This is a genomic window from Sphingomonas sp. PP-CC-1A-547, from assembly GCF_003610375.1.
GTDB lineage: Bacteria > Pseudomonadota > Alphaproteobacteria > Sphingomonadales > Sphingomonadaceae > Sphingomonas.
This window is the reverse complement of record NZ_RAPZ01000011.1, coordinates 694,841-713,318: the sequence shown is the minus strand read 5'-3', so window position 1 is coordinate 713,318 and position 18,478 is coordinate 694,841. Positions and strand designations below refer to the sequence as shown.

The following is an 18,478-nucleotide window of genomic DNA, read 5'->3' as shown; positions in this document are numbered from 1 at the left end:
TTTCGCCGGGGAGACTCAGACCGCCCTTGCGTAGACCGGGTCGTCGTGGAGGGTGGTGCCGACCGTGAATTGGCGCGCGCCGATCACCTTGAAGCCTTGGCGTTCGTAGAAGGCTCGGGCGCGGGTGTTTTGGTCCCATACGCCTAGCAAGACTCGGGTCCGGCCTGCCGCCGTGGCGTCTTCGAGGGCGCGGGCCATCAGGGCGGCGCCCAGGCCTGAGCCTTGGGCCTGCTTCATGAGATAGATGCGGCGGAGTTCGACGTCCGCGGGGCCGGGTTCGATCGGGAAGTCCGGCGCGGTCAGCACCGTGTAGCCAATCGGTGCGTGACCGGGCTCGTATTCGGCGAGCGTCACGATCGTCGCGGGATCGGACAGCCACGTCTCGAACGTGGCGATGCTGTTCTTCGTCGTGCAGTGGGCGACGATGTCGGCCCCCGTCAGCACGGTCGCATAGGTATCGAGAAACGTGGCGGATGCGACGAGCGATAGCGCGGGCGCATCGCCCGGCCCTGCCCGTCGCAGCCGCCAAATCATCAGCCGACGATTTCTTCGGGCTTGAAGAAATAGGCGATCTCGATTTCGGCGTTCTCGTCCGAATCCGACCCGTGGACCGAGTTGGCTTCGATCGACTCGGCGAGTTCCTTGCGGATCGTGCCGGCATCGGCGTTGGCGGGGTTGGTGGCGCCCATGATGTCGCGGTTGCGCTGCATCGCGTTCTCGCCTTCGAGAACCTGGACGACGACCGGGCCCGAGATCATGAACGAGACGAGCTCGCCGAAGAACGGACGCTCCTTGTGGACCGCGTAGAAGCCCTCGGCCTGCTCGCGGGTCATCTGGATGCGCTTCGAAGCGACGACGCGCAGGCCGGCTTCCTCGAGCATCTTGGTGACCGCACCGGTCAGGTTGCGGCGGGTTGCGTCGGGCTTGATGATCGAAAAGGTACGGTTCGCGGCCATGATGGTCACGGGCTCCTGTGTTGACGGTAATCGGATGCGCGGCGCTTAGGCGGGGCGCGGCGCTAAAGCAACCTATGCGGCCTGTTCCCAGCGGCCGGAGTCGTTCTGTTTCCAGTAGCGGCGCTCGACGTCGTCGCGGTCGGCTAGTGCCTTCCAGGCGAGGCGCGCTTCCTGGATCGCTTCGTCGTCGAAGAGGTGGAAGCCGCGGTCAAAGGTTAGGATAAGGTCACGCCAACGTCCGTCTACCACCGCGACGTTGCGGGCGGCATTTGCCGGGGGGGTTTCTTGTATATTTTGAGCAATTAGAATGGGTTGGGCGGTGTCTTCATTGCTGCCGGCCTGGGCGTGGGGGAGGAAGCTCTCGGGGGCGTAGGACCAGAGGAGGCGGTCGAGCGCGACGCGTTGTTCTTCGGGTTCGGCGACTATTAGTAGGCGGCCGCCGGTTGCGACTACGCGCTCGGCGATGCGTGGAAGGACGCGGTCGAGGGGGCTGGTTAGGTGGTAGAAATCGACCTGCATAGTTTCCCCCTTAGCATTCCTCCCCCGCCAGGGGGAGGTGGCAGCCAAAGGCTGACGGAGGGGGCGGACACGGAACAGGCGTATCGCGGCCCTCCCCCTCCGTCACGGCTGCGCCGCGCCACCTCCCCCTGGCGGGGGAGGATTATCTCAAGCCTTAACCCTCGAAATTGTCGGCGACGAACTGGTCGAGCAGGCGAACGCCGTAGCCGGTGGCGCCCTTGTCGTGGTTCGTCCCGGGCTTGTCCGACCAGACCATGCCGGCGATGTCGAGATGCGCCCACTTCACGCCTTCGTCGACGAAGCGCTTGATGAACTGCGCGGCGGTGATCGAGCCGGCGCCGCGGGGGCCGACGTTCTTCATGTCGGCGATCGGCGAGTCGATCAGCTTGTCGTAGGCAGGCGACAGCGGGAAGCGCCACAGCGTGTCGCCGGTGGTCTTGCCCGCCGCGATCAGCTGGTCGGCGAGCGCATCGTCATTGGCGAAGATGCCGCCATTCTCGGTGCCGAGCGCGACGATCATCGCGCCGGTCAGCGTCGCGAGATCGACGATCGTCGTCGGCTTGTGCGCCTGCTGGACCCAAGTGACGCAATCGCAGAGCACGAGCCGACCCTCGGCGTCGGTGTTGAGCACTTCGATCGTCTGGCCCGACATCGAGGTGATGACGTCGCTCGGACGCAGCGCCGCGCCGTCGGGCATGTTCTCGACCAGGCCCATCACGCCGACGACGTTCGCCTTGGCCTTGCGGCTGGCGAGCGCCTTCATCGCGCCAGCGACGGCGCCTGCGCCGCCCATGTCCCACTTCATGTCTTCCATGCCAGCGCCGGGCTTGATCGAGATGCCGCCCGAATCGAACGTCACGCCCTTGCCGACGAACGCCAGCGTCGGTGCGTCGGCCCCTGCCCCGTTCCACTTGAGCGCAAGGATACGCGCTTCACGGCGCGAGCCCTGGCTGACGCCGAGTAGCGAGCCCATGCCGAGTTCGGTCATCTGCGCCTCGTCGAGCACGGTGATCTCGAGCCCGAGACCCTCGACGTCCTTCGTCACCTTCTCGACGAAGCTCTCGGGGTAGACGACGTTCGGCGGCGAGGTGACCAGCCAGCGCGTCAGGTCGAGCCCCTCGGTGACCGCGGCCGCCTCGGTCCAGGCTGCATCTGTGCCGTCGGGCGCGCCGGCGATGGTGATCTCGGTCAGCGTCGGCTTCGACTTCTCGGCGAGCTTGGTGCGGTACGTGTCGTAGCGCCATGCGCGCTGGGCGGCGGCAGCGGCGAAGTGCGCGGCGGCCTTGGCGGTAGGCGTGGCGCCTGCCGAGAGGTCGGCGACGACCGAGGTCGCGCCCGAGGTCAACAGGCGTGCGGTGATCGCACCGCCGGCCTTCTCCCAATCGGCGGTCTCGCCCTTACCGACTCCGACGAGCAGGACCTGACGAACCGCACCGTCGACCGGCACGAACAGCTCGACGACCGAGCCTGCCTCACCCGCAAAACGTGCCGCAGATGCCGCGCTGGTCGCCACCGCCTCGCCATCGCCGCCGATCGCGCTCCACGTGATCTGCGCCACGCCGTCCTTCGCGACGGGCACGGCGAGGATCGGGGCGTTGGCGGGAACGGTCGGGGCGAAGACGATCTGCATGAAGAAACCTCGGGGAGCTTTTGAACGATAGGATGGGCTTGGCTCTAAGTTGATGCCGCGGGCTTGGCAAAGCAAGGTGGCGGCCTGTCATCTCACGGCGATTGCAGCGAAGCGCCGGTGATGCGATAGGCGAGCGATATGGCGGCAAACGGCTGCCCAGTGCCAAAGGGGTTGGTTCGGATCGTGTTGCGTATCGACCTTTTGACGGGTTGCGCCCTTTCGTTCGCGTTGGCGACCGGGATCGCGGCCGCGCCTGCCCAGGCCCAGGACTTCCAGAACCGTCCGGTCGCGCCACCGGTGCAGGACCCGCCGGTCGCCAACGCGTCGACCGCGACGCCGGCTGAAGACCAAGTGCAGTTCAGCTCCACCGCGCTGGAATACAACACCAACACCGATATCGTCACCGCGACCGGTGAAGTCCGGATGTTCCGCCAGGGCAGCCGGTTGCGCGCCGACAAGGTCGTCTGGAACCGCAAAACCGGCAAGGTCGTCGCGACCGGCAACATTGCGGTCACCAATCCCGAAGGCGACATCGCGTACGGCGACGAGATCAACCTGACCGATTCGCTGAAGGACGGCGTGGTCGACAACATGCTCGTCGTGCTCGAACAGGGCGGACGCCTTGCCGCCAAGCAGGGCACGCGCGACGCCGACGGCACGGTCAATTTGAAAACCGCCGCCTACACGCCGTGCAGCGTCACCAACACCGCCGGTTGTCCCAAGGAGCCGACGTGGAAGATCACCGCGGTCCGCGTCACCTATCGCCCCGAGCGGAAGCGCATCTTCTACAAGGGCGCGCGGCTCCACCTGTTCGGCCTGCCCAGCCTGCCGCTTCCCGAGTTCTCGAACCCGGTCGGTGGCGGCAGCGACAGTGGCTTGCTCTCGCCGAACGGCGGCTATAGCCGCGTCAACGGCGTCGAAGTCAGCGTCCCCTATTATTGGAAGCTCGCCCCGAACCAGGGGCTGGTCATCACGCCGCACATCTACAGCAGCGTGCTGCCGATGGCCCAGGTCGATTATTCCGCACTCAATTCCAAAGGCGCGTTCAAGGTACGTGCCTATGCGACCGAAAGCCGGCGCAGTGACGACCTGACGACCGCCACTCCGACCGACACCAGCATGGCGTTTCGCGGCTATATCGACGGGATGGCACGCTATCAGTTGACGCCGAACTGGACCGCGAGCGGGTCGCTCCGCCTGACGACCGACCGCACGTTCCTGCGCCGCTACGACATTTCGCGCGACGATCGGTTGCGCACCACCGCGAGCCTCGAGCGGATCGATGACAGCAGCTACTTTTCGCTGGCCGGCTGGTACGCGCAGACGTTGCGCGTCAACGACAGGCAGGGGGACCAGCCGATCGCGCTGCCCGAGATCGACTATCGCAAGCGGTTCGACGACGGCCTCGTCGGTGGCCGATTCCAGCTCCAGCTGAACACGCTCGCGCTGACCCGCACCGATGGCCAGGACACGCAACGCGCGTTCGCTAGTTTGCAATGGGATCTGCGCCGCTTCACGAACTGGGGCCAGGAGGTCACGTTCACCGCGTTCGCACGCGGCGATCTGTATAACAGCAACGAGATCGATAAGACGCTCATCGAAACCTATCAGGGGTTCGGCGGCTTCCGCCAGCGTGCCATCGGTGCGGCTGCGGTCGATGTGAAATGGCCGTTCATCGGTACGTTCCTCGGCGGTACGCAGCGCTTTACGCCGCAGGTGCAGTTCGTCGCAGCACCGAAGGTCGCCAATCTTTCGTTGCCGAACGAGGATTCGCGCGCGGTCGACCTCGACGACACCAACCTGTTCTCGCTCAACCGGTTCGCCGGCTATGATCGGTTCGAGGATTCTTCGCGCGTCACCTATGGTGGCGAATGGGCGCTCGACCTGCCGGGGATCGCGTTCACGACCAACGTCGGCCAGAGCTATCGCGTCGACAAGCGGCCGACCATCCTGCCCGACGGTACCGGGCTCAGCGACCGGTTCTCCGACATCGTCGGGCGCAGCGAGCTCCGGTTCCGCGACTTCGTGTCGATCGTCCATCGTTACCGGCTCGACAAGGACGGCTTCGCGATCCGCCGCAACGAGTTGGACGCGACGATCGGCTCGCGCGCGACCTATGTTCTGGTCGGGTATCTCAAGCTCAACCGCAACATCGATGCCTCGATTGAGGATCTGCGCGACCGCGAGGAAGTCCGCGTCGCAGGCCGGGTGCAGTTCGCGCGGTTCTGGTCGGCGTTCGGTTCGGGCGTGGTCGATCTGACCAACGCATCGGAGGATCCGCTGTCGCGCAGCGATGGCTTCACGCCGATCCGCCACCGGCTGGGCGTACAGTATGAAGACGACTGTCTGCGTCTCGGCGGAACGTGGCGGCGGACGTACAACGACACCGGCGACGCGCGGAAGGGCAACAGCTTCCTGTTGACGCTGGCCTTCACCAACCTCGGCCGCTAAGCCCGCGTTCAGCTACTTTGGGGCAAACCGCGCCGGATATGCGTCGTCATGGCAATGGCGGTGCGGATTACGGCGTGCGATGATGGGATACCGACACTTGAAGCATGATGTTCGACTGGCGGCGCGTGGCGGCCGTGTGATCGGTTCTGTGGTTCTGGCTGCGCTGGCAGCAGGCGCGATCGCCCAGGCGGTGCCTCCCAAGGCCGCGCAGGGCAAGCGCGGCGCGCGACCTGCGCCAACCCAGCCGGCTCAGGCACAGCCGGCCCAGGCTCAGCCGGCGCCCTCGGCTCCGGGACAGACCGTTCAGGACCAGAGCGTGCCGGACAATACCGGTCTCGACATCCCGACCAACCTCCAGATCTTCGGCAAGGTCGATCCCAACGTCCGCAAGCCGACCGCGATCGTCAACGATACCGTCATTACCGGTACCGACGTCGACCAGCGCGTCGCCCTGGTGGCGATGGCGAACGAGGCGAAGCTGTCGCCCGAAGATCGCGAGCGGCTGAAGCTGCAGGTCCTGCGCCAGTTGATCGACGAGACGCTCCAGATCCAGGAAGCGAAGACCGCCGACATCACGATCACCCCGGCCGAGCTCACGCAGAGCTATGACGGCGTATCGAAGCGCTTCAACCGCACGCCGGTCGCGATGCGCGCCTATCTGCGCGAGTCCGGATCGTCCGAGCGGTCGCTGAAGCGCCAGATCGAGGGCGAGTTGGCGTGGCAGCGCTATCTGCGTCGCCGCGTCGAGCCGTTCGTCAACGTCGGCGACGAGGAGGTGAAGTCGATCATCGATCGTCTCCAGGCGGCCAAGGGCACCGACGAGTTCAACCTCAAGGAAATCTATCTCGCGTCGACTCCGGCGAACAGCCAGCAGGTCTATGCCAACGCCAAGCAGATCCTGCAGGAGATCCAGAAGGGCGCGCAGCCGTTCGAATATTACGCGCGACAGTTCTCTGAAGCGTCGACGCGTGCGGTCGGCGGCGATCTTGGCTGGATCCGTGCGGCGACGCTGCCGGGGCAGTTGGCTGAGGCGGCTACGACGATGCAGGTCGGCCAGGTTGCCGGACCGATCGAGGTCTCTGGCGGCTATTCGATCCTGTACCTGACCGACAAGCGGCAGGTGCTGACCGCCGATCCCCGTGACGCGAAGCTCAGCCTGAAGCAGCTGACGTTGCGTTTCCCGCCGAACACCAACCAGGCGCAGGCCTCGGCTCGTGCGCAGGCGTTTGCCAAGGCGACGCAGGAATTGCGCGGTTGCGGTACCGTGGAGAAGGTCGCGGCCGGGATCGGCGCGGACGTGGTCGATAACGACACGGTCCGGATCCGCGACCTGCCGCCGCAGCTTCAGGAAGTGATGCTGAAGCTGCAGGTCGGCGAGTCGAGCCCGCCATTCGGGTCGGCGGAACAGGGCGTTCGCGCGCTGGTGCTCTGCGGTCGCGACGAGGCGGCTGGCGGTTCGGTGCCGAACTCCGAGCAGATCCAGGGGCAGCTCGAACAGCAGCGCGTCAACCTGCGCGCGCAGCAGAAGCTGCGCGATCTGCGGCGCGATGCCGTGGTCGAATATCGGTGATCGGATCGTGACCCGCATCTCGCCGCTGGCGGTGTCGATGGGCGATCCCGCGGGGATCGGGCCCGAGATCATCGCCAAGGCGTGGGATGCGCGCGAGACTCATGGCTTGCCGCCGTTCGTCGCGGTGGGCGATGCGCGGGCGATCGAGCGGGTCTGGGCCGGCCCGATTGAACGGATTGCCGATCTGAGCGCGGCGACAGCGGTTTTCGGCGAGGCGTTGCCCGTGCTGACGGTGGGCGACGCGGGTGCGATCGTACCGGGCGAGCCTGACGCGGACGGGGCGCGGTGCGCGCTGCATTCACTGGAGCTGGCTGTCGGTCTCGTTCGTACCGGCGCGGCGCGTGCGCTGGTGACCGGGCCGGTGTCCAAGTCGCAGCTGTACGCCATCGGCTTCACGCATCCGGGGCAGACCGAGTTCGTCGCCGAGCGCTACGGGGTTGCGGGCGATAATGCTGTGATGATGCTGGCGGGACCGTCGCTGAAGGTGGTGCCGATCACGACCCACGTGCCGTTGAAGGACGTTTCGGCTTTGCTGACGGTCGAACTGATCGTCGCCAAGGCTCGCGCGACCGCTCGGGGATTGCTGCGGAACTTCGGGATCGAGAACCCGCGGCTCGCCTTTGCCGGCCTCAATCCGCATGCGGGCGAACAGGGTGCGCTTGGCCGCGAGGAAATCGAGATCATCGCGCCGGCGATCGCGATCCTGCGCGATGAGGGCATCGATGCGACCGGGCCGTTCGCGGCGGATACGATGTTTCATCCGCGGGCGCGGGCGACCTACGATGTCGTGATGTGCTGCTATCACGATCAGGCGCTGGTGCCGTTGAAGACGATCCATTTCGACGAGGGCGTGAACATGACGCTCGGCCTGCCGATCGTGCGGACATCGCCCGATCACGGCACTGCGTTCGCGATCGCTGGCAGGAACCTTGCCGAGCCGGGTGCGATGATCGCGGCGATCGCGATGGCGGGCGAAGCGGCGGACCGACGCGCTCAGACCGCTGCCCAGTCGTGACCGAGGCTGCATTGACGGAGCTTCCCCCGCTGCGCGAGGTGATCGCGCGTTATGGGTTGAATGCGAGCAAGGCGCTTGGACAGAATTTTCTGTTCGACGGGCAATTGCTCAAGCGGATCGCGGCGGTGCCGGGTGACCTTCAAGATGCCGAGGTGCTCGAAGTTGGCCCCGGTCCTGGTGGCCTGACACGCGCATTGCTCGCGGCGGGTGCGCGCGTGACGGCGATCGAGCGTGACCGGCGGTGCATTCCTGCGCTGGCGGAGCTTGGCGAGGCGTATCCGGGGCGGCTGCGGGTGATCGAGGGCGACGCGATGGAGGTCGACGCGCCGGCGCTGTTCGAGGGCAAGCCGCATATCGTATCGAACCTGCCGTACAACATCGGCACGGCGCTGCTGGTCGGGTGGCTGTCGACGTCATGGCTGCCGTGGTGGCAGTCTTGCACGCTGATGTTCCAGAAGGAAGTCGCCGAGCGGATCGTCGCGAAGACGAACGACGATCATTACGGGCGCCTCGCGGTGCTGGCGCAGTGGCGTTCGACTGCGCGGATCGCGATGCCGGTTCACCGGTCGGCATTTACGCCCCCGCCTAAGGTTATGTCTGCGGTGGTGCATCTCACGCCGGTCGAAGCGCCGGAGGGGGTGAACTTTGCGGTTCTGGAGCGACTGACGGGCGCGGCTTTTGGCCAGCGGCGGAAGATGCTGCGGCAGAGTCTGAAGGGTGTGCCGGGCGCGCTCGACGCGCTGGAGCGGATTGGGGTGGAGGCAACGCGGCGGGCGGAGACGCTGTCAGTTGTGGATTTTACGGCGTTGGCGAAGGCGGTCGGCTGATCTTCCCCCCTCCCTAGAAGGGAGGGGCCGGGGGTGGGTCGGTTTCAGTATGAGGTGACGGTAGCGACCAGAGCTGGCCTACCCACCCCCAACCCCTCCCTTTCAGGGAGGGGAGCGCTTCAGTCCTTGGCGGCTACTGGGGTCTTCTCGACCTGCGCCGTCGCGATCGGCGGACCTTTCGCGATCACCGCCGCGAGTTGCGTCGCTTCCGGGCACACGCCCTTGCAGAGCGTACGGATCTTCACGAGATTGTCCTTCGCGCGGACTACGGCGCCCTTGGCGACCAGTGCCTCGCCCTGCCCCTTCAACGCCGCGACGTCGTTCGGCTCTAGCAGCAGGGCTTCGCGGTACAAGCGGATCGCCTTGCCTGGCAAGTCACGCGTTTCCGCGACGCGCGCGAGCAACAGGAACGCCGCACGATTGCGCGGATCGACCGCTACCGACGTTTCGAGCACATCCGTGGCACCGTCTAGATTACCAGCCGCGACCAGCGAACGACCCTGCGCCAACAACTGCATCGAACGCGCGTCAATCTGGGCGTCGGGGCGTTGGCCGCTGAGCGACGTCGAGACACATACCACGGTCAGCGCGGCGGCAAGGGCAACGGACGAAAAACGCATCATCGTCTCCAGGCGGGATACAGGTTTGGCCGTGAGTTGAGCCATAGATCGGCTGGCTAGCACGCAGCCCGGAGGCGCGCGACAAAAAAGCCGTCGGTGCCGTCGCGGCCGGGTTCGAGGCGAACGCCGTGGCCGTGCTTCGCGCCGGCGGGAAGCGACAGGGCTTCCGTGGTCCAGCCGGGGTGTGCGTTCAGGAACCAAGTGACCTGTTCCGTCCCCTCGGCGTCGAGAAGGGAGCAGACGATGTAGACAAGCGCGCCGCCCGGTTTCACCAGCGTGGCGGCCACGGAGAGCACCTGCTGCTGCGTCGATTGCAGCCGCGAGACGCGGTCGGGGGTGAGCCGCCAGCGCGCCTCGGGATTGCGTCGCCATGTGCCGGTGCCCGAACAGGGGGCGTCGACCAGCACGCTGTCCGCGCGGCCTGCCCATTCGCTCAGCGCCTCGATCTCGCGCGTCGGGTTGAGCAGACGGCTCTCGACGATCGTCGCGCCAGCGCGGGTTGCGCGGGGGGCGAGGCGTGCGAGACGGTTGCGGTCGGTATCGCAGGCGAGGATCACGCCTTCGTTCTTCATGGTCGCGGCGAGTGCGAGCGTCTTGCCGCCAGCGCCGGCGCAGAGATCGACGATGCGTTCGCCGGGTTTGGCCTGCATCGCGAGGCCGACGAGCTGGCTACCTTCGTCCTGCACTTCGAGCGCGCCTTCGTTGAAGAGCGGGAGTGCTTCGACGTTGGTGCCGGTCGGGAGGCGGATGCCGTCGGGGGCGTGGGGGGTGGCTTCGGCTTCGGGGAGCGCGGCGAGGACGGTCGCGCGGTCGGAGATCAACGTGTTGACGCGGAGATCGAGCGTGGCGCGGCCGGCTAGGTCTGTAAGGGCGGCGCCGTCTAGGCCGGAGGCGCGGAGGGCCTTGGACAGCCACTGCGGCGCGACGCCCGCGCGGGCGCGCGGTTCGTCCTTGGCGATCGGCGCGGGCGCATGGGTGGAGCCGTCGAAGGCCGCGGCGACTTCCGGATCGGCGTCGGCGACGAGGAGCATCGCGGTGCGGCCGTTTTCGGGGCGGTCTCCGGCCTTGCGGATTGCGGCGTAGACGAGGTCGCGGACCGCGCGGCGGTCCTTGGAGCCGGCGTAGCGGCGGGTCTGAAAATAGCGCGCGATCAGCGTGTCGGCAGCGGCACCTGACTCGCGGGCGGCAGCGATGATCTGGTCGAGGAGTTCGATCGCGGCCTGGGTGCGTGCTGGGGGAGTCACTTCTGGGCTCCAGCTTGCAGGCAGAGCGGGAGAGTTTGGTACGGAGTGTTCGTCATCATCCCCTCCCCTAGCCCCTCCCGCGCGCGGGAGGGGAATAATTTCGGGGCCTGGGGTAGGTCGTGTGGTTAGCACCCTCCCCCTCCGTCATCCCGGCGGACGCCGGGACCTATGGTTGCGGTTTGGGTTGTGGTGGCGCGCTGTCGCTGGGTCCGCCGTGTCCATGGGTCCCGGCGTTCGCCGGGATGACGGAAAATGGGAGCCGCACAGGAATGTGCGTGCCCCCCCAAGTAGTTGCGGGCTTTAGCCATGATCGCGTTTAGGTTGCCACGCAGCGACGGGCACTACGATCTCCCCTCCCTGTAAGGGAGGGGTTGGGGTGGGTCGGCTCGTTCTAGCCACCTGCAGACGAGCTTGGGCAAACCGCCCCACCCCCGGCCCCTCCCTTCCAGGGAGGGGGGAAGTGTCGTCACCGAGTCGGGTAGTTCGGGGCTTCGCGGGTGATCGTCACGTCGTGGACATGGCTCTCCATGAGCCCCGCACCGGTAATCTGCACGAACTCCGCCCGCGCCTGGAGATCCGGGATCGTCGCGGAGCCGGTATAGCCCATCGCCGCCTTGATGCCGCCGACGAGCTGGTGAACGACATCCCTCGCCGGTCCCTTATACGCGACCTGCCCCTCGATGCCCTCGGGAACCAGCTTCAGCTGATCCTTGATGTCCCCCTGGAAATAGCGGTCCGCCGACCCGCGCCCCATCGCGCCGACCGAACCCATGCCGCGGTACGACTTATACGCCCGCCCCTGGTACAGGAACGTCTCGCCAGGTGCCTCGTCGGTGCCTGCGAGCAGCGAGCCGATCATCACCGTCGAAGCGCCCGCCGCCAGCGCCTTGGCCATGTCGCCCGAGGTGCGGATGCCGCCGTCGGCGATCACCGGCACGCCAGCCTTGTGGCCAGCCTCCGCGCAATCCATCACCGCGGTGAGCTGCGGCACGCCAACACCGGCCACCACCCGCGTGGTGCAGATCGAGCCCGGGCCGATGCCGACCTTGATCCCGTCCGCGCCTGCGCCGATCAGCGCACGCGTTGCTTCGCCGGTGGCGACGTTGCCCGCCACCACCTGCACCGAGTTCGACAGCTTCTTCACGCGCTCGACCGCGCGACCGACGTCGCGGTTGTGGCCGTGCGCGGTGTCGATCACGATCAGGTCGCAGCCGGCGTCGACCAGCTGTTCGGTCCGATCGAAACCCTTGTCGCCGACCGTCGTCGCCGCCGCCACGCGCAGGCGGCCCGCCTCGTCCTTGGTCGCATCCGGGAACATCACCGCCTTCTCGATGTCCTTGACGGTGATCAGGCCGACGCAGCGATACTGCGCGTCGACCACCAGCAGCTTCTCGATGCGGCGGGCGTGGAGCAGGCGACGCGCCTCTTCCTTGCCGACTTCGGTCGAGACGGTGGCGAGGTTCTCGTGTGTCATCAGCTCGCTGACGGGCTGCTTTGGATCGCCCGCGAACCGCACGTCGCGATTGGTGAGGATACCGACAAGCTTGCCGTCCGCCTCGACGACCGGGATGCCGCTGATGCGGTGGCCCGACATGAGGGCCTGCGCCTCGCCGAGCGTCGCGGTCGGCTTGATCGTGATCGGGTTGACCACCATGCCCGACTCGAACCGCTTGACCTGACGGACCGCGATGACCTGCTCCTCGACGGTCAGGTTGCGGTGGAGCACGCCGATGCCACCGAGCTGTGCCATTACAATGGCCATGTCAGCTTCGGTAACGGTGTCCATCGCGGACGAGAGGATCGGGATGTTCAGCGCGATGCCGCGCGTCAGCTGCGTGCGGGTATCGGCCTGGCTTGGCAGCACGTCCGATTCCCCCGGATACAGGAGGACGTCGTCGAAAGTGAGGCCGAGGCGGATATCCATGAGAGCTGCCGTTCCTGGGTGTGAGGTGGCGCGCCATGTAACCAAAGGCGGCGCGTACGGCTAGGCCTCTCCTTCTTCCGCGTGCTATACCGCAGCGATACACGGATGGGGGATTGTTCGATGGGCCTGATCGTTGCCGCGCTCCTGCTGGCGCTGGTGCTGCTGTACCTCTTCACCAGCATCAAGATCGTCCATCAGGGCTATCAATACACGATCGAGCATTTCGGCCGCTTCACGACGGTCGCGCGGCCCGGCTTCAATTTCTACCCCGCGTTCTTCTACCGCGTCGGGCGGAAGGTGAACATGATGGAGCAGGTGATCGACATCCCCGGCCAGGAGATCATCACCAAGGACAATGCGATGATCTCGACCGACGGGGTCGTGTTCTTCCAGGTGCTCGACTCGGCCAAGGCGGCATACGAGGTGTCGGACCTGTACCAGGCGCTGTTGCAGCTCACGACGACCAACCTGCGTACCGTGATGGGATCGATGGACCTCGACGAGACGCTGTCGAAGCGCGACGAGATCAATGCGCGGCTGCTGAACGTGGTGGATCATGCGACGACGCCGTGGGGGGTGAAGATCACGCGCGTCGAGATCAAGGACATCCGCCCACCGGCGGATATCGTCAACGCGATGGGGCGACAGATGAAGGCGGAGCGCGAGAAGCGGGCCAACATTCTGGATGCCGAGGGTTCGCGGGCTTCCGAGATCCTGCGCGCCGAGGGGCAGAAGCAGGCGCGCATCTTGGAGTCCGAGGGGCGTAAGGAGTCGGCGTTCCGCGATGCCGAGGCGCGGGAGCGGGCGGCTGTTGCTGAGGCTTCGGCGACGCGTGCGGTGTCTCAGGCGATTGAGGAGGGTGGCGCGCAGGCGATCAATTACTTCATCGCGCAGAAATATGTCGAGGCGATCGGGAAGTTCGCGACCTCGCCCAATGCGAAGACGATCCTGTTCCCGGTCGAGGCTACGCAGTTGATGGGAACGCTTGGGGGGATTGGCGAGCTGGCGAAGGATGCGCTGCGCGATGCGACTGCTTCGCCGCCGGCCAAGCCTGAGCCGCGGAAGGGTCCGTTCGAGCTGCCGAAAAGCTGATGGACGCGATTGGTGCGGCTGGCGCTTGGCTGATCGCGGCGCTGGTGCTGGGGATCGCCGAACTGGTGGTGCCGGGCGTGTTCCTGGTGTTTCTCGCGATTGCGGCAGCGGTGACCGGGGTGGCGGTGTTCGTGTTGCCGGACTTGCCGGTGGCGGCGCAACTGGCGGCGTTCGGGGTCTGGAGCGCGGTTGCGGTGCTGATCGGGAAGCGCTGGTACCGGGATTACCCTGTCGAGGGCGGGGATCCGATGTTGAACGATCGGTCTGCTCGGCTGGTGGGTCAGGTTGTGGTGGTCGAGACTGAGTTGGTTGGCGGGCGCGGCCGGGTGCTGGTGGGCGACGGGAGTTGGCCGGCTCGGGGTGAGGATGCGGCGGTTGGCGAGCGGGTTCGCGTTGCTGCGGTTGTCGATGGCGAGGTGGTGGTGGAGCCTCTCTAAACCCTCTCCCTTTTAGGGGAGAGGGAAGCCGCGTAGCGGCGAGGGTGAGGGCATGCCGTATCACGTGCCCTCACCTTCCCACCCGACTTCGTCGTGCGGGCCCCTTCCTCTCCCCTATAGGGAGAGGAACTAAGAGTTAGGCCGCCTCCCGCACCTTGGGCGCAGCCTGCCTCACCCCTTCGTCGACATGCTCGGCGAACTGCGCGAAGTTCTCCACGAACAAGTCGACCAGCTTGGCGGCAGTCGCGTCGTAGGCGTCCTTGTCCGCCCAGGTCGTCCGCGGGTCGAGGATCGCGCTGTCGACGCCCGGCACGCTCACCGGTACCTGGAACCCGAAGTTCGGATCGGTCCGGAATTCGGCATCGTTAAGGCTGCCGTCGAGCGCCGCGTTCAGCAGCGCCCGCGTCGCCTTGATCGGCATGCGGTTGCCGACGCCGTATTTGCCGCCGGTCCAGCCGGTGTTGACCAACCAGCAATCGACTCCACCCTTCGCGATCCGCTCCTTCAGCAGGTTGCCGTACACCGAAGGATGACGCGGCATGAACGGTGCGCCGAAGCACGTCGAGAAGGTCGCATCGGGCTCGGTCACGCCGATCTCGGTCCCGGCGACACGCGCGGTGTAGCCCGAGAGGAAATGGTACATCGCCTGGTCGGGCGTGAGCTTGGCGATCGGTGGCAGCACGCCGTATGCGTCCGCGGTCAGCATCACGATGTTGCGCGGTACCGGCCCCATGTTCTCGGCGGACGCGTTCGGGATGAAGTCGATCGGGTACGCCCCGCGGCTGTTCTCAGCCAGCGTATGGTCGTCGAGGTCGAGCAACCGCGTCGCCGGGTCCATCACGACGTTCTCCAGCACCGTGCCGAAGCGCTTCGTGGTCGCGAAGATCTCCGGCTCGGCGTCGGCGGAAAGGCGGATCATCTTGGCGTAGCATCCGCCCTCGAAATTGAAGACGGCGGTATCCGACCAGCCATGCTCGTCATCACCGATTAGCGTCCGGCTCGCGTCGGCCGACAGCGTCGTCTTGCCGGTGCCCGACAGGCCGAAGAACACCGCGGTGTCGCCGTTCGCGCCCATGTTCGCCGAGCAATGCATCGGCATCACCCCGGTCGGCGGCAGCAGGTAGTTGAGCAGGCCGAACACCGACTTCTTCATCTCGCCCGCGTACTTCGTGCCACCGATCAGGATCAGCTTGTCGGTGAAGTTCACCGCGATCACCGTTTTGCTGCGGCAGCCATGGCGCGCGGGATCGGCGCGGAAGCTCGGCAGGTCGACGATCGTGTAGTCCGCGACGAAGTCCTTGAGCGCACCCTCTTCGGGCCGCACCAGCATCGTCCGGATGAACAGGTTATGCCATGCCAGTTCGGTGACCACCCGCACATTCACGCGGTGATCGGCCTGCGAGCCGCCGTACAGATCCTGCACGAACAGCTCGTCCCTGGCGGCGAGCGCCGCGAAGAAATCCTCCTTCAACGCGGCGAAATGCGCAGGCTCCATCGCCTTGTTGCTCTTGCCCCACCAGACCGTCGTGTCCGTCTCGGCATCGCGGACGATGAACTTGTCCTGCGCCGAACGACCGGTATGCGCGCCCGTCTCGACCACCAGTGGGCCGTCCGCGGACAGCGTCCCCTCGCCCCGCTCCAGCGCCGCCTCGACGAGCTGCGCGGTGACCAGGTTCCAGTGTAGATTGGCGCGGGTTTCGATCCCCTGCGCGGATAGGCCGACGGCCGGAATACGCTCGCTCGACACGGGCTCTCTCTCCTAAGTTTTATCGCATACGTATGTATGTCGTTGCGGCCGGCTGTACGGGGCAGTTTTCCACCGGTCAAATCCACTGAACTGCAGCGCCGTTCCGATACGGCTCTAGTTGAGTGCCGCCGCGCTTTGCCCTACGCCGACACGCCAACGACCGAGGCAAAGCTTCCCAGATGACGGCAACGATCGCGCTGGTCGACGACGACCGCAACATCCTGACCTCCGTGTCGATCGCGCTGCAGACCGAGGGCTTCGTCACGCGCGTCTATTCGGACGGCGAGACCGCGCTGAAGGCGCTGACCGACAACCCGCCCGATCTCGCGGTGTTCGACATCAAGATGCCGCGGATGGACGGGCTCGAACTGCTCCGCAGGTTGCGCGAGAAGAGCCAGATCCCGGTGATCTTCCTGACCAGCAAGGACGACGAACTCGATGAGGCGCTCGGGCTCGCGATGGGGGCGGACGACTATATCGCCAAGCCGTTCTCGCAGCGCCTGCTGATCGCCCGCATCCGCGCGATCCTGCGGCGGACCGAGCTGACACAATCGCCGGGCACCGAGACCGAGGCGGAAGCGGCAGGGCCCCTCGATCGCGGGCGTCTCAGCATGGATCCGGCGCGGCACCGGACATTATGGGGAGGCGAGCCGGTGACGCTGACCGTTACCGAGTTCATGATCCTCGAGACGCTCGCGCAGCGGCCCGGCATCGTCAAGACGCGCAACCAGCTGATGGATGCCGCGTATCAGGATGATATCTACGTCGATGACCGGACCATCGACAGCCACATAAAACGACTCCGCCGCAAGTTCCGGCAGGTCGACCCAGCCTTCGACGCTATCGAGACATTATATGGTGCCGGGTATCGATTTTCTGAGGAATGAGTTGGGCGTCGACGGCCGCGATCTCACGCTGCGGTGGTCGGGACAGATCTCACTCACCCGGCGTATCCTGGCCGTCAACATCTTCGCGTTGCTGCTGCTCGCGGGCGGGTTCTTCTATCTCGACTCGTACCGCAGCCGCGTCGTCGACAACCGCGTTGCACAGACCGCGCGTGAAGCGCGGCTGATCGGCGAGGCGATCGCTGCGGTCGACCCGGCGTTGCGCGATCCGCTGGTGCTCCGGCTTGCGCGCGATACGGGGTCGCGGATCCGGTTGTTCGATGCGGGCGGGCGGACGATCGCCGATAGCCGCGCGCTGGGCCTGCGCAACTTCGTGCTGATGGACCCCGACAAGGAAGACTGGGACCAGACGATCGCCCGGTTTCTCGACGCATCGATCGACGTGATCGTGATGGCGCCGCGCCCGCCGCTGTACCGCGAGCGCAGCGGTACGCAGCAATGGCCCGACGTGGCCGCAGTCCGCGGACGCAGCGCCGTATCCACGACAGTCTGGCGCGCGCCTGACCGCACGCCCGTGTTGACTGCGGCCGCACCGCTCCGCGCTGGCGGAGTCGTGATGACCACGGTCAATGCGCGGGACATTACCAAGACGGTGCGGATCGAGCGGTTCCGGCTCAGCATGGTGCTGCTCGGGGTGTCGATCGTCTCGGTCCTGCTGTCGCTGTTCCTCGCCCGCACGATCGTCCGTCCCTTGCGCCGCCTTGCCCGTGCGGCGGTTCGTGTCCGCCTCGGCCGAGCGCGCGAAGTCGTCGTGCCGCGTCTCCCCTCCCGCCGCGACGAACTCGGCATGCTCGCGCGCGCGCTGTCGGACATGAGTCTCGCGCTGAGGGCGCGCATCGACGCGACCGAGGCGTTCGCCGCCGACGTTACGCACGAGATGAAGAACCCCCTCGCCTCGCTCCGGTCCGCGGTGGAGGGGTTGTCGCGCGTGAAGGACCCGGCGCTCCAGGCCCAATTGCTCGCGATCGTCCGTGACGACGTCCGGCGGCTCGACCGCCTGCTCTCGGACATCTCCGAAGCCTCGCGACTCGACGCGCAGCTCAGCCGCGCCAAGTTCGAACCCGTCGACATCGCCGCGATGATCGACGGGCTGGTCGCACAACGTGAAGCCCGCGGGGTCGAGCGCGGCATCCGGCTCCGGTTCGATCGCAACCCAGACGATCGTGCGATCATACTCGGTGAAGGCGCGCGCCTCGAACGCGTGTTCGAGAACCTGATCGACAACGCACTCTCCTTTTCGCCCGACGCCGGCTTGATCGCGATTTCGGCCATCCGCGAGGGTGAAGACCTCGTCATCCGTGTGGAGGACGAAGGTCCTGGCGTTCCCGAGGAGGCGCGCGAGGACGTGTTCAAGCGCTTCCACTCGGTCCGCCCCGACAGCGAGACGTTCGGCCAGCATTCCGGGCTAGGCCTCGCGATCGCCCGCACGATCGTCGACGGCCACCAAGGGGCGATCTTCGTCGAATCGCGCGAGGACCGGCTCGATGGCGCGCGCTTCGTCGTAAAGCTACCCCTCGCCGAATTGCCGGAGTAAGGACGCC

The 18,478-nt window shown here is 66.4% G+C and carries 16 protein-coding genes; 8 read left to right on the top strand and 8 right to left on the bottom strand.

Features of this window, described 5'->3' with window-relative positions:
* Positions 1-15: 15 nt before the first annotated feature.
* From C8J39_RS09600 to C8J39_RS09585, 4 genes are all read right to left on the bottom strand, one after another.
* Positions 16-534, bottom strand: coding sequence for a GNAT family N-acetyltransferase (locus C8J39_RS09600; protein WP_120300223.1), 519 nt, complete (start codon positions 532-534; stop codon positions 16-18).
* A complete protein-coding gene (gene ndk / locus C8J39_RS09595; protein WP_056058698.1) occupies positions 534-956 on the bottom strand; it encodes a nucleoside-diphosphate kinase in 423 nt (140 codons plus the stop codon). Before ndk ends, C8J39_RS09600 begins: the two co-directional genes overlap by 1 nt.
* Before the next feature lie 72 nt (positions 957-1,028).
* Positions 1,029-1,475, bottom strand: a complete 447-nt coding sequence (locus tag C8J39_RS09590) for a DNA polymerase III subunit chi (RefSeq protein ID WP_120300222.1) — start codon at positions 1,473-1,475, stop codon at positions 1,029-1,031.
* A 154-nt stretch (positions 1,476-1,629) separates the two neighbouring features.
* Positions 1,630-3,105 carry a leucyl aminopeptidase gene (locus C8J39_RS09585; protein WP_120300221.1) on the bottom strand — a complete coding sequence of 492 codons (1,476 nt, stop codon included), beginning with the start codon at positions 3,103-3,105 and terminating at the stop codon, positions 1,630-1,632.
* Between the two features lie 183 nt (positions 3,106-3,288).
* Between C8J39_RS09585 and C8J39_RS09580 the strand changes: the two genes are divergently transcribed.
* The 4 genes from C8J39_RS09580 (at position 3,289) to rsmA (ending at position 8,968) form a co-directional block, all read left to right on the top strand.
* The gene (locus tag C8J39_RS09580; protein ID WP_404969327.1) at positions 3,289-5,556 is read left to right on the top strand and encodes an LPS-assembly protein LptD; all 2,268 of its coding nucleotides are present in this window, start codon (positions 3,289-3,291) and stop codon (positions 5,554-5,556) included.
* 79 nt (positions 5,557-5,635) lie between these two features.
* On the top strand, positions 5,636-7,126 hold the full coding sequence (locus C8J39_RS09575; protein WP_404969326.1) for a peptidylprolyl isomerase: 1,491 nt from the start codon (positions 5,636-5,638) through the stop codon (positions 7,124-7,126).
* Positions 7,104-8,141 (top strand): 4-hydroxythreonine-4-phosphate dehydrogenase PdxA, encoded by a 1,038-nt coding sequence (gene pdxA, locus C8J39_RS09570; RefSeq protein WP_120300218.1) that lies wholly within the window; start codon positions 7,104-7,106, stop codon positions 8,139-8,141. The genes C8J39_RS09575 and pdxA overlap by 23 nt, the downstream gene beginning before the upstream one ends.
* Positions 8,142-8,152: 11 nt before the next feature.
* Positions 8,153-8,968 (top strand): 16S rRNA (adenine(1518)-N(6)/adenine(1519)-N(6))-dimethyltransferase RsmA, encoded by an 816-nt coding sequence (gene rsmA, locus C8J39_RS09565; protein WP_120300513.1) that lies wholly within the window; start codon positions 8,153-8,155, stop codon positions 8,966-8,968.
* Positions 8,969-9,087: 119 nt separating this feature from the next.
* On the opposite strand, the gene C8J39_RS09560 is transcribed toward rsmA, so the two are convergent.
* The 3 genes from C8J39_RS09560 to guaB all read right to left on the bottom strand — a co-directional run bounded on the left by C8J39_RS09560 (position 9,088) and on the right by guaB (position 12,756).
* Positions 9,088-9,588: a M48 family metallopeptidase gene (locus C8J39_RS09560; protein ID WP_183037968.1), complete on the bottom strand. Its 501-nt coding sequence runs from the start codon at positions 9,586-9,588 to the stop codon at positions 9,088-9,090.
* Positions 9,589-9,644: 56 nt separating this feature from the next.
* Complete coding sequence (locus tag C8J39_RS09555) at positions 9,645-10,832, bottom strand: RsmB/NOP family class I SAM-dependent RNA methyltransferase (protein WP_120300216.1); 1,188 nt, start codon at positions 10,830-10,832, stop codon at positions 9,645-9,647.
* Positions 10,833-11,298: 466 nt separating this feature from the next.
* Positions 11,299-12,756, bottom strand: a complete 1,458-nt coding sequence (gene guaB / locus C8J39_RS09550) for an IMP dehydrogenase (RefSeq protein ID WP_056048837.1) — start codon at positions 12,754-12,756, stop codon at positions 11,299-11,301.
* Positions 12,757-12,876: 120 nt separating this feature from the next.
* Between guaB and C8J39_RS09545 the strand changes: the two genes are divergently transcribed.
* Positions 12,877-13,848 carry an SPFH domain-containing protein gene (locus tag C8J39_RS09545; RefSeq protein WP_056058682.1) on the top strand — a complete coding sequence of 324 codons (972 nt, stop codon included), beginning with the start codon at positions 12,877-12,879 and terminating at the stop codon, positions 13,846-13,848.
* Positions 13,848-14,285 (top strand): NfeD family protein, encoded by a 438-nt coding sequence (locus C8J39_RS09540; RefSeq protein ID WP_120300215.1) that lies wholly within the window; start codon positions 13,848-13,850, stop codon positions 14,283-14,285. Before C8J39_RS09545 ends, C8J39_RS09540 begins: the two co-directional genes overlap by 1 nt.
* 136 nt (positions 14,286-14,421) lie before the next feature.
* Here the strand turns inward: C8J39_RS09540 and C8J39_RS09535 are convergent, their stop codons facing one another.
* Positions 14,422-16,032, bottom strand: a complete 1,611-nt coding sequence (locus tag C8J39_RS09535; protein ID WP_120300214.1) for a phosphoenolpyruvate carboxykinase — start codon at positions 16,030-16,032, stop codon at positions 14,422-14,424.
* A 179-nt stretch (positions 16,033-16,211) separates the two neighbouring features.
* Between C8J39_RS09535 and C8J39_RS09530 the strand changes: the two genes are divergently transcribed.
* Entirely contained in the window at positions 16,212-16,919 is a 708-nt protein-coding gene (locus C8J39_RS09530; protein WP_056058673.1) for a response regulator transcription factor, read from the top strand.
* Positions 16,888-18,471, top strand: a complete 1,584-nt coding sequence (locus C8J39_RS09525) for a stimulus-sensing domain-containing protein (protein WP_120300213.1) — start codon at positions 16,888-16,890, stop codon at positions 18,469-18,471. Before C8J39_RS09530 ends, C8J39_RS09525 begins: the two co-directional genes overlap by 32 nt.
* The last annotated feature ends 7 nt before the right edge of the window (positions 18,472-18,478 follow it).

Coding starts and splice junctions, on each gene's coding strand:
- C8J39_RS09525 (WP_120300213.1), top strand. CDS start 16,888: ATGGTGCCGGGTATCGATTTTCTGAGGAATGAGTTGGGCGTCGACGGC.
- C8J39_RS09585 (WP_120300221.1), bottom strand. CDS start 3,105: ATGCAGATCGTCTTCGCCCCGACCGTTCCCGCCAACGCCCCGATCCTC.
- C8J39_RS09575 (WP_404969326.1), top strand. CDS start 5,636: ATGATGGGATACCGACACTTGAAGCATGATGTTCGACTGGCGGCGCGT.
- guaB (WP_056048837.1), bottom strand. CDS start 12,756: ATGGATATCCGCCTCGGCCTCACTTTCGACGACGTCCTCCTGTATCCG.
- C8J39_RS09560 (WP_183037968.1), bottom strand. CDS start 9,588: ATGCGTTTTTCGTCCGTTGCCCTTGCCGCCGCGCTGACCGTGGTATGT.
- ndk (WP_056058698.1), bottom strand. CDS start 956: ATGGCCGCGAACCGTACCTTTTCGATCATCAAGCCCGACGCAACCCGC.
- C8J39_RS09540 (WP_120300215.1), top strand. CDS start 13,848: ATGGACGCGATTGGTGCGGCTGGCGCTTGGCTGATCGCGGCGCTGGTG.
- C8J39_RS09530 (WP_056058673.1), top strand. CDS start 16,212: ATGACGGCAACGATCGCGCTGGTCGACGACGACCGCAACATCCTGACC.
- pdxA (WP_120300218.1), top strand. CDS start 7,104: ATGCCGTGGTCGAATATCGGTGATCGGATCGTGACCCGCATCTCGCCG.
- C8J39_RS09545 (WP_056058682.1), top strand. CDS start 12,877: ATGGGCCTGATCGTTGCCGCGCTCCTGCTGGCGCTGGTGCTGCTGTAC.
- C8J39_RS09600 (WP_120300223.1), bottom strand. CDS start 534: ATGATTTGGCGGCTGCGACGGGCAGGGCCGGGCGATGCGCCCGCGCTA.
- C8J39_RS09590 (WP_120300222.1), bottom strand. CDS start 1,475: ATGCAGGTCGATTTCTACCACCTAACCAGCCCCCTCGACCGCGTCCTT.